The organism is Nonomuraea sp. LP-02, assembly GCF_036289125.1.
GTDB lineage: Bacteria > Actinomycetota > Actinomycetes > Streptosporangiales > Streptosporangiaceae > Nonomuraea > Nonomuraea bangladeshensis.
This window is the reverse complement of the sequence record NZ_JAXCLK010000001.1, coordinates 3,097,899-3,111,101: the sequence shown is the minus strand read 5'-3', so window position 1 is coordinate 3,111,101 and position 13,203 is coordinate 3,097,899. Positions and strand designations below refer to the sequence as shown.

The 13,203-nt window shown below is 72.0% G+C and carries 10 protein-coding genes; 9 read left to right on the top strand and 1 reads right to left on the bottom strand.

The genetic code is table 11. The annotated features are described in order from the left end of the window. Positions 1–8: 8 nt before the first annotated feature. The 9 genes from murG (at position 9) to SMD20_RS14415 (ending at position 9,937) form a co-directional block, all read left to right on the top strand. A complete protein-coding gene (gene murG, locus SMD20_RS14455; RefSeq protein ID WP_329580453.1) occupies positions 9–1,085 on the top strand; it encodes an undecaprenyldiphospho-muramoylpentapeptide beta-N-acetylglucosaminyltransferase in 1,077 nt (358 codons plus the stop codon). After that, positions 1,082–2,482 carry a UDP-N-acetylmuramate--L-alanine ligase gene (gene murC, locus SMD20_RS14450; protein WP_329580450.1) on the top strand — a complete coding sequence of 467 codons (1,401 nt, stop codon included), beginning with the start codon at positions 1,082–1,084 and terminating at the stop codon, positions 2,480–2,482. The genes murG and murC overlap by 4 nt, the downstream gene beginning before the upstream one ends. Before the next feature lie 80 nt (positions 2,483–2,562). Continuing rightward, positions 2,563–3,228, top strand: coding sequence for a cell division protein FtsQ/DivIB (locus SMD20_RS14445; RefSeq protein WP_329580447.1), 666 nt, complete (start codon positions 2,563–2,565; stop codon positions 3,226–3,228). A gap of 334 nt (positions 3,229–3,562) precedes the next feature. Beyond that, positions 3,563–5,005, top strand: a complete 1,443-nt coding sequence (gene ftsZ, locus SMD20_RS14440; RefSeq protein ID WP_329580444.1) for a cell division protein FtsZ — start codon at positions 3,563–3,565, stop codon at positions 5,003–5,005. Between the two features lie 144 nt (positions 5,006–5,149). Further along, entirely contained in the window at positions 5,150–5,842 is a 693-nt protein-coding gene (locus SMD20_RS14435) for a YggS family pyridoxal phosphate-dependent enzyme (protein WP_329580441.1), read from the top strand. Between the two features lie 141 nt (positions 5,843–5,983). After that, positions 5,984–6,484: a cell division protein SepF gene (locus tag SMD20_RS14430; RefSeq protein WP_091076051.1), complete on the top strand. Its 501-nt coding sequence runs from the start codon at positions 5,984–5,986 to the stop codon at positions 6,482–6,484. A gap of 80 nt (positions 6,485–6,564) precedes the next feature. After that, positions 6,565–6,852: a YggT family protein gene (locus SMD20_RS14425; protein ID WP_020545512.1), complete on the top strand. Its 288-nt coding sequence runs from the start codon at positions 6,565–6,567 to the stop codon at positions 6,850–6,852. Between the two features lie 107 nt (positions 6,853–6,959). Beyond that, positions 6,960–7,835 carry a DivIVA domain-containing protein gene (locus tag SMD20_RS14420; protein ID WP_329580428.1) on the top strand — a complete coding sequence of 292 codons (876 nt, stop codon included), beginning with the start codon at positions 6,960–6,962 and terminating at the stop codon, positions 7,833–7,835. Between the two features lie 41 nt (positions 7,836–7,876). Continuing rightward, positions 7,877–9,937: a hypothetical protein gene (locus tag SMD20_RS14415; protein ID WP_329580425.1), complete on the top strand. Its 2,061-nt coding sequence runs from the start codon at positions 7,877–7,879 to the stop codon at positions 9,935–9,937. Between the two features lie 81 nt (positions 9,938–10,018). Here SMD20_RS14415 and ileS read toward each other — a convergent pair whose 3' ends face one another. Further along, positions 10,019–13,165: an isoleucine--tRNA ligase gene (gene ileS / locus SMD20_RS14410; protein ID WP_329580422.1), complete on the bottom strand. Its 3,147-nt coding sequence runs from the start codon at positions 13,163–13,165 to the stop codon at positions 10,019–10,021. Positions 13,166–13,203 lie beyond the last annotated feature (38 nt).

The following is a 13,203-nucleotide window of genomic DNA, read 5'->3' as shown; positions in this document are numbered from 1 at the left end:
TGACCTTGATGAGGGTGGTCCTCGCCGGTGGGGGGACGGCCGGGCACATCGAGCCCGCGCTAGCCCTTGCGGACGCGCTGCGCCATCTCGATCCCGGCATCGGCATCACCTGCGTGGGCACCGAGCGCGGCCTGGAGACCCGGCTGGTGCCCGCCAGGGGCTACGAGCTGGAGCTGGTGCCCGCGGTCCCGCTGCCGCGCGCGATCACCCCGAGCCTGCTGACCGTCCCCGGCCGGCTGGCCGGGGCGATCAACGCGGTCGCGAACGTGCTCGAACGCGTCCAGGCCGACGTGCTGGTCGGCTTCGGCGGCTACGTCGCCACGCCCGCCTACCTGGCGGCCAAGCGGCGCGGCCTGCCGATCGTCGTCCACGAGGCCAACCCGCGCCCTGGGCTGGCCAACCGGCTCGGCGCGCGGCTCACCGAGCACGTCTTCACCGGTCATCCCGAGGCCGCGCTGCCGAAGGCCGACTACATCGGCACGCCGCTGCGCAGGGAGATCGTCTCGCTCGACCGGCTGTCCATGGGCGACAAGGCGCGCTCGTGGTTCGGGCTGGAGACCGACCGGCCCACGCTGCTGGTCTTCGGCGGCTCGCAGGGGGCCCGCTCGATCAACGAGGCCGCGCTGGCCGCCGCGCCCGCGCTGCGCCGGGCCGGGGTGCAGGTGCTGCACGTGATCGGGCCGAAGAACCTCGTCGAGCGCGAGCCGCCGCCCGGCGACCCGCAATACGTCCTGCTGCCCTACGTCGACCGCATGGACCTCGCCTACGCCGCGGCCGACGTGGCCCTGTGCCGCAGCGGCGCGCTCACCTGCGCCGAGCTGACCGCGGTGGGGCTGCCGGCCGCGTACGTGCCGCTGCCGCACGGCAACGGCGAGCAGGCGCTCAACGCCGAGCGCATCGTCCGCGGCGGGGGCGGGCTCATGGCCGACGACGCCGAGCTGTCGCCCGACTGGATCATCAGGAACGTGCTGCCGATGCTGCACGACCCCGAGCGCGTCGCCGCCATGTCGGAGGCCGCCTCCCGGCTCGGCCGTAAGGACGCAGATATCATGCTTGCCAGGAAAGTGTTGGAGATAGCCCGATGAGTCTCGTGAAGCTGGTCGATCCCGTCCGCGTCGAAGAACTGGGGCGGGTGCACTTCATCGGCATCGGCGGAGCGGGCATGTCCGGCATCGCGCGCATCCTGCTCAAGCGCGGCGTGCGCGTGTCGGGCAGTGACGCCCGCAGCTCCGAGCTGGTCGCCGAGCTGCGCGAGCTCGGCGCGTCCGTGCACATCGGCCACGCTGCCTCGCACATCAAGGACGTCGACACCGTCGTCGTCTCGACCGCCATCCGCGACTCCAACCCGGAGCTGGGCGAGGCGCTCAAGCAGGGGCTGCGGATCATCCCGCGGGCGGCCGCCCTGGCCTCCGTGATGGCCGGGCGCACCGCCGTGGCCATCGCCGGCACCCACGGCAAGACCACCACGACCTCGATGCTGACGGTGGCGCTGCAGAAATGCGGCGCCGATCCGTCCTACTGCGTGGGCGGCCAGCTCGTCACCACCGGGCTGGGCGCCGACGAGGGCGCCGGCACGGTGTTCGTGGCCGAGGCCGACGAGAGCGACGGCTCGTTCCTCATGCTGGCCCCCGACATCGCCGTGGTCACCAACGTCGAGGCCGACCATCTCGACAACTACGGCGACCCGCGGGCCGTGCACGACAGCTTCGCCCGCTTCGCCGACCGGGTCGGCTCGCTGCTGGTGATCTGCGCCGACGACCCGGGCTCGGCCGAGCTGGCCGGGCGGGCGCGCTCGCGCGGGCTGCGGGTGCGCACCTACGGCGCCGCCGAGAGCGCCGACTACCGCCTCACCGGGGTCCGGCCCGACGGGTTCGGCACGGTCTTCGAGATCGAGGGGCGCGGAGACGTACGCCTGGCCGTTCCCGGGGCGCACAACGCGCTCAACGCCACCGCGGCGATCGCCGTGGCCGACGAGCTGGGGCTGTCCTTCGAGGAGATCAGAGGGGGCCTGGGGGCCTTCACGGGAGCCAAGCGGCGCTTCGAGGCCAAGGGGGAGGCCGGGGGCGTCGCCGTGTTCGACAGCTACGCCCACCATCCGACCGAGCTGGCCGCCGACCTGCGGGCCGCCCGCGACGTCGTCGCCTCCTACTCGGGCGACGGGCGGGTCGTCGCGATCTTCCAGCCGCACCTCTACTCGCGCACCCGCTTCTTCGCCGACGAGTTCGGCGCGGCGCTGGGGCTCGCCGACGAGGTCATCGTGCTCGACGTCTACGGGGCCCGTGAGGACCCGGAGCCGGGCGTGTCGGGGGCGATGGTGGCCTCACGGGTGCCGCTGCCCGCGGAGCGGGTCTCGTACGCGCCGGACCGGGCCGCCGTGCCCGCGCTGGTGGCCGAGCGGGCGCGGCCGGGCGACATCGTCCTCACGATGGGCGCCGGCGACGTCACCGAGCTGGGTCCCCAGATCGTCGCCCGGCTCTCCTGACCGCGCTCCGGGCGTGGCTCCGGGCTCCGGGCGCCGCGCGGGCGTAGGTTCGGTGCCGATATGCGTGATCTGGGAGGGCGATGAAGGCGCGGACGGCGTTCCTGGTCCTGCTCACCGCGGGGGTGGTGGGCACGGCCGCGTGGCTGGTGTTCTTCTCACCCGTGCTGGGCGTGCGTTCGGTGGAGATCGTGGGAAATATCACAGTTCCCAGCGAGCACATCGAGCAGCAGGCCGCGGTGGCCGATCTGCACCCCCTGGCCACCGTCGACCTGGCGGGCGTCCAGTCGCGGGTGCTCGGCATCAGACAGCTCGCCAGCGCCAAGGTGGACCGGATCTGGCCGGGCACGCTGCGGATCGAGGTCGTCGAGCGGGAGGCCGTGGCGGCCGTCCCCGCCGGCGACAAGGTCGCGATCGTGGACGGCCAGGGCGTCGTGATCGAGATCAGGCAGGAGGCGCCGCCCCTGCTGCCGGTGCTCCGGGTGGACAACCCCTCGGCCTCCGATCCGGCGACGGTCGCCGCCCTCCAGGTCATCAAGGCCGTTCCCGGCGCGATCGCGCCGAAGGTCAGGCAGGTGCGCGCCGGCACGGCCGAGGGCGTCACGCTGGTGCTGTCCGACGGCCGTACGGTCGTGTGGGGCGGCACCGACCGCCCCAAGGAGAAGGGCCGCATCCTGGCCTCGCTGCTCAAGCGCGAGAAGGCGAACGTCTACGACGTGAGTTCGCCCGACGTGGTCACCCTGAAGTGATCAAGACCGTCAGGGTCTGGCAACCCAGCGGCAACGGCATCGCCGAGCCTGTGCGAGGCAGGGGTCGCGGCGTGAGAGCCTAAAGTCGTGATCGGCCACGGGAGTGCCCGGACCAGGCACGACTTCGGAGCGAACCGGACAGCCCGCGACACGCCGGACGTGCTTGCGGCGCGGTTAGTTGACCCGCCCGGAGCGTAACTCCTACTGTCCGTATCAATCCTCAGGTTGACATAAATCTAAATCTCAACCTGAGGTTGAGAGTTACCCGAACTGACAAAAAGCGGAGACAATCCGCACCGAAATGGCAAGTCAACGAGCGGAAAGGCCCCTCGTCGTGGCAGCACCGCAGAACTACCTCGCGGTCATCAAGGTCGTCGGCATCGGCGGCGGCGGAGTCAACGCCGTCAACCGGATGATCGAGGAGGGACTCAAGGGCGTCGAGTTCATCGCCATCAACACCGACGCCCAGGCGCTGCTGATGAGTGACGCCGACGTGAAACTCGACGTGGGCCGCGAGCTCACGCGCGGACTCGGCGCGGGTGCCAACCCCGACGTCGGGCGCAAGGCCGCCGAGGACCACCGGGAGGAGATCGAGGAGGTCCTCAAGGGGGCCGACATGGTCTTCGTCACGGCGGGCGAGGGCGGCGGCACCGGCACCGGCGGCGCCCCCGTGGTGGCCAACATCGCCAGGTCTCTCGGCGCGCTCACCATCGGCGTCGTCACCAGGCCGTTCAGCTTCGAGGGGCGCCGCAGGGCCATGCAGGCCGAGGCGGGCATCGAAACGCTGCGCGACGAGGTCGACACCCTGATCGTCATCCCCAACGACCGGCTGCTGTCGATCTCCGACCGGCAGGTCAGCGTGCTGGACGCGTTCAAGGCGGCCGACCAGGTGCTGCTGTCCGGTGTCCAGGGCATCACCGACCTCATCACCACACCCGGTCTGATCAATCTGGACTTCGCCGACGTCAAGTCGGTCATGTCCGGCGCCGGCTCGGCCCTCATGGGCATCGGCCACGCCCGCGGCGACGACCGCTCGGTGGCGGCCGCCGAGATGGCGGTCTCCAGCCCGCTGCTGGAGGCCAGCATCGACGGCGCCCACGGCGTGCTGCTGTCCATCGCGGGCGGCTCCGACCTCGGCCTGTTCGAGATCAACGAGGCCGCCCAGCTCGTGTCGATGGCCGCGGCGCCCGACGCCAACATCATCTTCGGCACGGTCATCGACGACGCCCTCGGCGACGAGGTGCGCGTGACGGTGATCGCGGCCGGCTTCGACGACGTGCCGGGACCGGCGGTCAAGGAGGTGCCGCGGCCCGTCGGCCGCGCCGCCGCCGCCACGCCGCCGCCCGCGCCCCCGGTGTCCTCGCCGGTGCGGCCGAGCGTGTCGTCGCCCAGCGTCAAGTCCGAGCCGCCCGCGCTGCGCCCCGAGCCCCGCCCGGAGCCCCGCCCCGAGCCGCGCGCGGACTTCCGTACGGAGACCCGCCCCGAGCCGCGTCCCGAGCCCCGCATCGAGCCGCGTCCCGAGCCGCGGCAGGAGTTCAGGCCGGAGCCGCGTCCCGAGCCGGTGCGCCCGGTGGAGCCGGTGCAGGCCGTCGCCGAGCCGGCCGGGGAGCCGCCCGCCGACGAGCCGTCCGGGCCCGTCTCCATCCCGCGGCCCACTCCCGAGCCCGCCAACCCGCCCACGCCCATCACCTCCCGCATGCAGGAGCCGGCCAAACGTCCCCGGGTGATCTTCGAGGAGCAGGAAGAGGAACTCGACGTTCCCGACTTCCTCAAGTAGCACGGACGTCCCACGCCGCTCCCCGGGGACACGGGAGCGGCGCCGTCATGTGCGCGACAGGTCCGGGCGCGACTCCGTACGAAGAGTCCGGTACGACGACTCCGGTACGAAGAGCCCGGCACGAAGACACGCAGGGAGACTCAGGTGAGAAGGGACGAGATCGCGGCCGGCCTCGCCCAGGTCGACGAGAGCATCGCGGCGGCCTGCCGCGCGGTGGGCCGCGACCGGGGCGAGGTCACGCTGATCGCCGTCACCAAGACCCGCCCGGCCGAGGACGTCAGGATCCTCGCCGAGCTGGGCGTGCGCGACGTCGGCGAGAACCGCGACCAGGAGGCCGCGCCCAAGGCGGCCGAGCTGGCCGGGCTCCCGCTGACCTGGCACTTCGTGGGGCAGTTGCAGACCAACAAGGTCCGCTCCGTCGTCGCCTACGCCGACGTGATCCACTCCGTGGACCGCGTACGGCTGGTGGAGGCGATCAGCCGCGAGGCGGTCCGCCAGGGACGCAACGTCGGCTGCCTCATCCAGGTCGCCCTCGACGACGACCCGGACAGGGGCGGAGCCCGCCCCGCCGACGTGCCGGAGCTCGCCGACGAGGTGGCCCTCGCCGAGGGCGTGTGGCTCGGCGGCGTCATGGCGGTCGCGCCGCTGGGGGAGGAGCCCGCCAAGGCGTTCGCCCGGCTGCGTGAGGTGGCCACGCGGGTGCAGGAGCAGCATCCCCGCGCCACGATGGTCTCCGCCGGGATGAGCGGCGACCTCGCCGAGGCCATCGCTCACGGCGCGACACACGTGCGCGTCGGTACGGCGTTGCTCGGTCGTCGCAAGCCCTTCGTCAGGTAATGTCCCCTCAAGTGGGTCTTCAGGCCCATGATCAGGTAGAGGTCGAGCCGGTGGAGGGTCTGAGCGGGTCACGGATACCGCCTCGGCGCCGGAACACCGGGCCCGAGCGAGGGCGACCATGAGCAGGAGGACGACGTAGCGATGGCCGGCGCGATGCGCAAGATGGCGGTCTACCTCGGTCTCGTGGAGGACGACCGCTACGAGAGGTATGAGACCTACCAGGACGATTACGCCTACGAGGACGAGGCACAGCGGACCGGCGAGGAGCGGCCCGTGGCGGTCCAGGACCGCGACGACGAGCCAGACGCCCCGGTGCCCGCGCCCAGGCCCTCCACGGCGATCCTGGAGCGCCGCACGACCGATCTGGCCCGCATCACCACGCTCCACCCGCGCACGTACAACGAGGCGCGCACCATCGGCGAGCACTTCCGTGACGGCACCCCGGTCATCATGAACCTGACCGAAATGGTTGACAGTGATGCCAAACGGCTGGTCGATTTCGCGGCAGGTCTGGTCTTTGGCCTACACGGAAGCATTGAACGTGTTACCAACAAGGTGTTCCTGTTGTCCCCTGCCAATGTCGAGGTGACCGCCGAGGACAAGGCTCGAATCGCGGAACGCGGGTTCTTCAATCAGAGTTAGAGTCTCTGTATGTCCAACCCACCCCACCCGGTCTCGGCGAGACGGGGAGGGCTCATCAGAAGTGGAGGCTCGGCCGGGCCGTGGCGATCGTAGGTCAGATCTTGGTCGTAGTCCTGTCTCTCTACTTGGTGCTGCTCATCGGCAGAATGATCTTCGAGACCGTGCAGGCCTTCGCCAGACACTGGCGGCCGACCGGGCTCGTGCTGGTGCTGGCAGAGGCCACGTACACCGCGACGGATCCACCTCTGAAGTTCCTCCGCCGTTTCATTCCCCCGCTCCGGTTGGGTACGGTGGCCTTTGACCTAAGCTTCACCGTCCTCTTCATCGTGGTCCTGATCCTGATCCAGCTCGCGGGGCTGCTGCGGTGAACGGGACCGGTGCCGCGCAGGTCGTGTTCCAACTCGTGTCCGCGCTGAAGTGATTCGGGTTACCGTCCCTCCGGACAGACTCCAAGCGCGCCAAGGAGACCAAAAAGATGCCGCTGACGCCCGCTGATGTGCGGAACAAGCAGTTCAGTACCACCCGGTTGCGGCCGGGCTACGACGAGGAAGAGGTCGACGCCTTCCTCGACGAGGTGGAGGCTGAGCTTGACCGCCTGATCCAAGAGAACGAGGAGCTCCGCGCCAAGCTGGCCGAGTGCCTGCGTGGGAAGGTGCCGGGCGGCATGAGCATGCCCATGGCCTCCGCCCCGGTCCAGGAGCAGCCCAAGCCCGAGATGATGGCGCCGCCGCAGCCGGAGCCCATGCGGGCCCCCGAGCCGCCGCCGGTGCAGCAGCAGCAGCCGATGCCCGTGGCCATGAACATGCCTCCCGCCGAGGACAACATGGACACCGCGGCCCGCGTGCTCGCGCTCGCCCAGCAGACCGCCGACCAGGCGATCGCCGACGCCCGCCGCGAGGCGGACGAGACCGTCACCCGCGCCCGCCGCGAGGCCGACGAGATCCTCACCAAGGCCCGCCGCCAGGCCGAGCAGGTCATCGGCGACGCCCGCGCCCGCGCCGAGACCCTGGAGCGCGACGCGCAGGAGCGCCACCGCCAGGCCATGGGCTCGCTGGTGCAGACCCGCGACGAGCTGGAGCGCAAGGTCGAGGAGCTGCGCAGCTTCGAGCGCGAATACCGCAGCAGGCTCAAGCTCTACCTGGAGAACCAGCTCGCCGAGCTCAACGTCTCGGCCGAGGGCAGCGGAGGGTTCCCGGTCATGTCCGGTGGTCCCGGCGGTCAGGCTCCGGCCATGCACGCCGTGCCGCAGGGCGGCCAGCCGCCGCTTCCCGGCAGCCCCAACCCCTTCGGCGGAGAGGCTCCTCAGGGTGCTTTTCCCGGCGGTGACGGTCCCCACAACGACCGCCGGTAAAGTAACGGGTCACTAGGACCTGTCACTCGAAAGAGCCCTCTGTGATCCTTATCAGTGCTGGTTTGGTGCTCGCGGCGGTCGTGTTGCTGATCGCGGGCTTCGTACTGGCGAAGCCGTTCCTGATCATGTGGTCCATCGTGGTCAGCGTGCTGTCCGCGCTGTTCCTGGTGATCGGGGCGTTCCTGCGGAGACACGAGCTGTTCCCCGGTGGTGGGCGGGCCGCCGCACCGGCCACCCCCCCTCCTACGGGGCTCATGCCGCCGCCTCCCGGCTCGCCGTACAACCAGACCGGTCCTGTGGCTCACCAGCCGCCGCCCCAGACGCGCCCGCAGCCGCAGCCGCAGCCGCCGCAGCGGACGGTGACCCTTCCGGCCACCGGCCCGCGCCGCCCCCCGGCCGGCGGTGTCGCACCGGACGCGATCGTGCTGGTGATCCCCGGCCGCAAGCGCTACCACGTGGCCGGCTGTCGGCAGCTCGCCGGCCGGGAGCACGAAGAGCTCACCTACGAGGAGGCACGCGAGGAGGGCTTCACGCCCTGCACGGCGTGCCTGCCCGACGCAGCGCTCGGCGGACGGCAGCTGCCGCCTGCCGCCGACCCCGACGCCGCTGCCGCCCCCGGCTCCGCGCTCGCCGCGGAGAGCCGGGCGGAGCCGCCCGCGGAACCCCGCACCCCGTCCACCTCGCGCCCAGGCCCGCAACCGGCCAGCGGCCCGCAGCCATCCAATGGCCCGCAGGCGTCCACTGGCCCGCAGTCGGTTACAGGCCCGCGCTCGGCCGGCGACGTACAGTCGGCCACCGGCCCGCGGTCGCCCAGCGGCTCGCAGCCGTCTACTGGCCCGCAGGCGGTCGCCCGTTCGCAGTCGCCTAGCGGTCCGCACGCGGCTACCGGTCCGAGGCCCGCCGAAGGCGTCCGGCCCGGTGACGCGTCGCAGTCCGGCACACGACCGGCCGCCCGCCAGGAGCCCGCCGGAGCTGAGCCCGAGGGGTCGAAGTCCGGCGACAGGCCGGAGCCGGCCGCCGCCCGTGAGGAAGGCGCCGCCGGATGGTTCGGCAGGCCGGCCGCCGCTTCGGCAGGCCAGGCCGCGGCCAAGGGCCCGTCCGCTCCCGGCGCGGGATCCGAGGACGAGCAGGGGGAGACGCAGACCTCCATCTTCCGGCCGCCGCCGTACGCGAGTCGGCCCCAGCCCACGCCGCCCGGCAAGGGCTCCCGTTCCGGGGACGAGCCCGGCCCGCGCCCCGAGGGCAAGAAGCCAGGCACCCCGTCGGCGGAAACCACCGCTTCGGGTACGGGAGCGGCATCCGAGGCCGCCGGCAAGTCCGGCAAGTCCGGCGCGACGCCTGGCAAGCCCGCCGCGACGTCCGGGGAGCCGGTCGACGCCTCCGGCAAGCCTGCCGAGAGGTCTGGTAAGCCTGCCGCGACCTCCGGTAAGTCCGCCCCGACGTCCGGGGAGCCTGCCGGCGCGTCCGGTAAGCCTGCTGCGGCGTCTGGGAAGCCTGTCGACGCGTCCGCTAAGCCCGCCGCCACGCCTGGTAAGTCCGTCGCCGGCAAGTCCGCCACCACCTCCGGTAAGTCCGCCACGTCCGGCGGTGCTTCTGGTTCCGAAGCCAAGGGCGGGGCGCCGGCCGAGGCGGACGCCGAACGTACCGATCCCTCGTTGCGGCGGCCTGGCAAGGGTGACGCCGCCACGCCGGGCCGGCCTGAGGGTGCGGGGCGGGCCGGGCAGCAGTCCGCCGGGGACGAGGATGACGATGCGGGGCCGTCCACGGCGCCGCAGCCGCGGATCACGGTCGCCCCGAAGGAGCGGACCGAGCGGGCGCAGGAGTCTTCCGCCGCCTCCCGGACCACGGTGTTCCCCGTCGCGGGGCAGGAGAAGTCCGAGGGCGGGAAGAAGGCCCAGGGCGAGAGCGGCGAGGAGCCGCCGGAACAGGGCGCGAGCACGGTGAAGGTCATCGCCGGCACGCGCCGCTACCACGGCGCCGACTGCCCGTTGATCAAGGGTGCGGGGGACAGCAGCGTCGAGACCATGACGGTCGCCGCGGCGAAGGCCGCCGGGCTGACGATCTGCCCGATCTGCCGGCACGACCGCGAAACGGTCTCCTGACCCCCGAGCACAACACAGGCAGAGACAGCCGAACGCCCCCGGTCAGCAGATGACCGGGGGCGTTCGCCGTACCGATGGGGGTCAGGCGCGGCGGAGCTGGAAGGTCAGGGACAGGTCGTCGTCCGTGTGGACCGGCAGGTCGTCGGCGGCGCCCTCCGTCATCGACGTGGCCAGCACCTCCTCCGCCACCACGCGCGGCTCGTCGCGCAATGCGGCGGCGAGCTCCGGCGACGTGGCCGACCACCACAGCTCGATGCGGTCGGTGATCGACAGCCCGGTGGCCTTACGGGCCTCCTGGACCAGGCGGATCACCTCGCGCAGCAGTCCGGCGCGGCGCAGCTCGTCCGTGAGCTCCAGGTCCAGGGCGATGGTCTCGCCCGCGCCCGCGCCGATGGCGCCGGTCTCCACGGCCCAGCCGGACTTGGGCTGCTCGTTGACGATCACGTCGTCGGGGCCGAGCATGATCTCGCCGAGCTCGTCCGCCTCGACCATGACCGTGCCGCCGGCGCGGATGGCGCGGGCCACGCGGGCCGGGTCGGCGGCGGTGACGGCGGCGGCCACCAGCTTGGTACGGGGCCCGAACCGCTTGCCCAGCGTCCGGAAGTTGGGCTTGACCGTGTAGGACACGAGGTCGGCGCTGAAGCCCGACATGTCCTCCAGGGTCTGGACGTTGAGCTCCTCGGCCACCAGCCCCCGCAGCTCGCCGGGCAGCGTCTGCCAGCCGTGCGCGCCCACCAGCGCCCGCCGCAGCGGCTGCCGGGTCTTGACGCCGGAGGCGGCGCGGGCCGAGCGGCCCAGCTCCACCAGCCGCCGCACCAGCGCCATCCGGTCGGACAGCATCGGGTCGATGAGGTCGTGGCGCGCCTCCGGCCAGGACGCCAGGTGCACGGAGGCGGGGGCGCCGGCCGGGCGGAGGACGTCCCAGAGGTGGTCGGTGACGAACGGCGTGATGGGCGCCATCAGCCGCAGCACCGTCTCCAGGCACTCGTACAGGGTCGCGAAGGCGTCCTCGGAGCCCTGCCAGAAGCGGCGGCGCGAGCGGCGGACGTACCAGTTGGACAGGTCGTCGAGGAATTCGGCGAGGCGGCGGCCGGCCCGCTGGGTGTCGTACTCGTCGAACGCGGCCGTGACCTCGGCGACCGTGCGGTGCAGCTCGGCGAGGGCCCAGCGGTCGAGCAGCGGGCGCTCGGCGGCCGGGGTGGCCTCGGCCAGCCGGGCAGGGGTCCAGGACTCGGCGTTGGCGTAGAGGGTGAAGAACGACGAGGTGTTCCACAACGTCAGGAGGACCTTGCGGACGATCTCCTCCAGGACGTTGTGTCCCACGCGCCGGGCCGACCACGGCGAGCCGGAGCAGGCCATGAACCAGCGCAGCGCGTCGGCGCCGTGCTCGTCCATGAGCGGGATCGGCTCCAGGATGTTGCCGAGGTGCTTGCTCATCTTGCGGCCGTCCTCGGCGAGGATCAGGCCGAGGCAGAGCACGTTCTCGTAGGAGGACTGGCCGAAGACCAGCGTGCCGACGGCCATGAGCGAGTAGAACCAGCCGCGGGTCTGGTCGGTGGCCTCGCAGATGAACTGCGCCGGGTAGACGCCCTCGGGCTTGCCGCGCTCGCCCCACTGGGCGAACGGCATCGAGCCGGAGTCGTACCAGGCGTCGATGACGTCCGGGACGCGGCGGGCCTCGGCGCCGCAGCTCGGGCAGGGGAAGGAGATGTCGTCCACGAAGGGGCGGTGCGGGTCGAGCGCGGAGACGTCCCGCCCGGCCAGCGTGCCCAGCTCCTCCAGCGACCCGACGCACGTGACGTGGCCGTCGTCCTCGCCGCACACCCACAGCGGCAGCGGCGTGCCCCAGTAGCGCGAGCGCGACAGCGACCAGTCGACGTTGTTGCGCAGCCACTCGCCGAACCGGCCCCACTTGATCGTCTCGGGGAACCAGTTGGTGTCGGCGTTCTCGGCCAGCATCTGGTCCTTGACCGCGGTGGTGCGGATGTACCAGGACGGGAGCGCGTAGTAGAGCAGCGCCGTGTGGCAGCGCCAGCAGTGCGGGTAGCTGTGGTCGAAGTGGCCGCCGCGGTAGAGCAGGCCGCGGGCGCGCAGGTCCTCGGTCAGCTGCTCGTCGGCGTCCTTGAAGAACGTGCCGCCGACCATGGGCACGTCGTCGAGGAAGCGGCCGTCGGGGCCGATCGGGTTGACGACGGGCATCTCGTAGCGCTTGATGACCGCCATGTCGTCGGCGCCGAACGCGGGGGCCTGGTGGACCAGGCCGGTGCCGTCCTCGACGGTGACGTAGTCGCCGAGCACGACGTAGTGGGCGCCGGGGATGTCGACCAGCTCGAACGGCCGCGCGTACGGGGTGCGCTCCAGCTCGCGGCCGGTGTAGCGGGCCACCTCGGTGGCGCCCTCGCCGAGGACCGACAGCAGCGGCTCGGCCACGACCAGGACCTCGCCGTCGGCGGTGCGCGCGGCGACGTAGGTGACGTCGGGGTGCACGGCGACGGCGGTGTTGGAGACCAGCGTCCACGGCGTGGTGGTCCAGATCAGCAGCGAGGCGTTCAGCTCGGCCAGCGGGCCGGACAGCACCGGCATGCGGACGTAGACGGACGGGCTGGAGACGGTCTCGTACGCGCCGGGCTGGCCCATCTCGTGGTCGGACAGGCCGGTGCCGCAGCGCGGGCAGTAGGGCGTGATCCGGAAGTCGCGGAACAGCAGCCCCTTGTCGAAGATGACCTTCAGCGACCACCACACGGACTCGACGTAGGACGGGTCCATGGTGCGGTAGGCCTGCGACAGGTCGATCCAGTAGCCCATCCGCTCGGTGAGCTGCTCGAAGGCGTCGACGTTCCGCAGCACCGACTCGCGGCACTTGGCGTTGAACTCGGCGATGCCGTACGTCTCGATGTCCCGCTTGCCGGACAGGCCCAGCTCGCGCTCGACGCCCACCTCGACGGGCAGGCCGTGGCAGTCCCAGCCGGCCTTGCGCGGGACGCTGAAGCCGCGCATCGACTTGTAGCGGGGGAAGAGGTCCTTGAAGACGCGCGCCTCGACGTGGTGCACTCCGGGCAGGCCGTTGGCGGTGGGCGGGCCCTCGTAGAAGACCCACGTCGGGTTGCCCGCGTTCTGCTCCACGGAGCGCTCGAAGATCTTCCCGTCCCGCCAGCGGTCGAGGACCTCGCGCTCGAGCGCGGGCAGGTCGACCTGCGCGGGGAGAGGGCGGAAGGTTGGGGAAGACATCTCGGGCGTGACCTCCACGCTTGATCGGCCGATAGGGC

Excerpts from the sequence above, each read along its gene's own strand:
- murG (WP_329580453.1), top strand. The coding sequence starts at position 9 with ATGAGGGTGGTCCTCGCCGGTGGGGGGACGGCCGGGCACATCGAGCCC.
- murC (WP_329580450.1), top strand. The coding sequence starts at position 1,082 with ATGAGTCTCGTGAAGCTGGTCGATCCCGTCCGCGTCGAAGAACTGGGG.
- SMD20_RS14445 (WP_329580447.1), top strand. The coding sequence starts at position 2,563 with ATGAAGGCGCGGACGGCGTTCCTGGTCCTGCTCACCGCGGGGGTGGTG.
- SMD20_RS14430 (WP_091076051.1), top strand. The coding sequence starts at position 5,984 with ATGGCCGGCGCGATGCGCAAGATGGCGGTCTACCTCGGTCTCGTGGAG.
- SMD20_RS14420 (WP_329580428.1), top strand. The coding sequence starts at position 6,960 with ATGCCGCTGACGCCCGCTGATGTGCGGAACAAGCAGTTCAGTACCACC.
- ileS (WP_329580422.1), bottom strand. The coding sequence starts at position 13,165 with ATGTCTTCCCCAACCTTCCGCCCTCTCCCCGCGCAGGTCGACCTGCCC.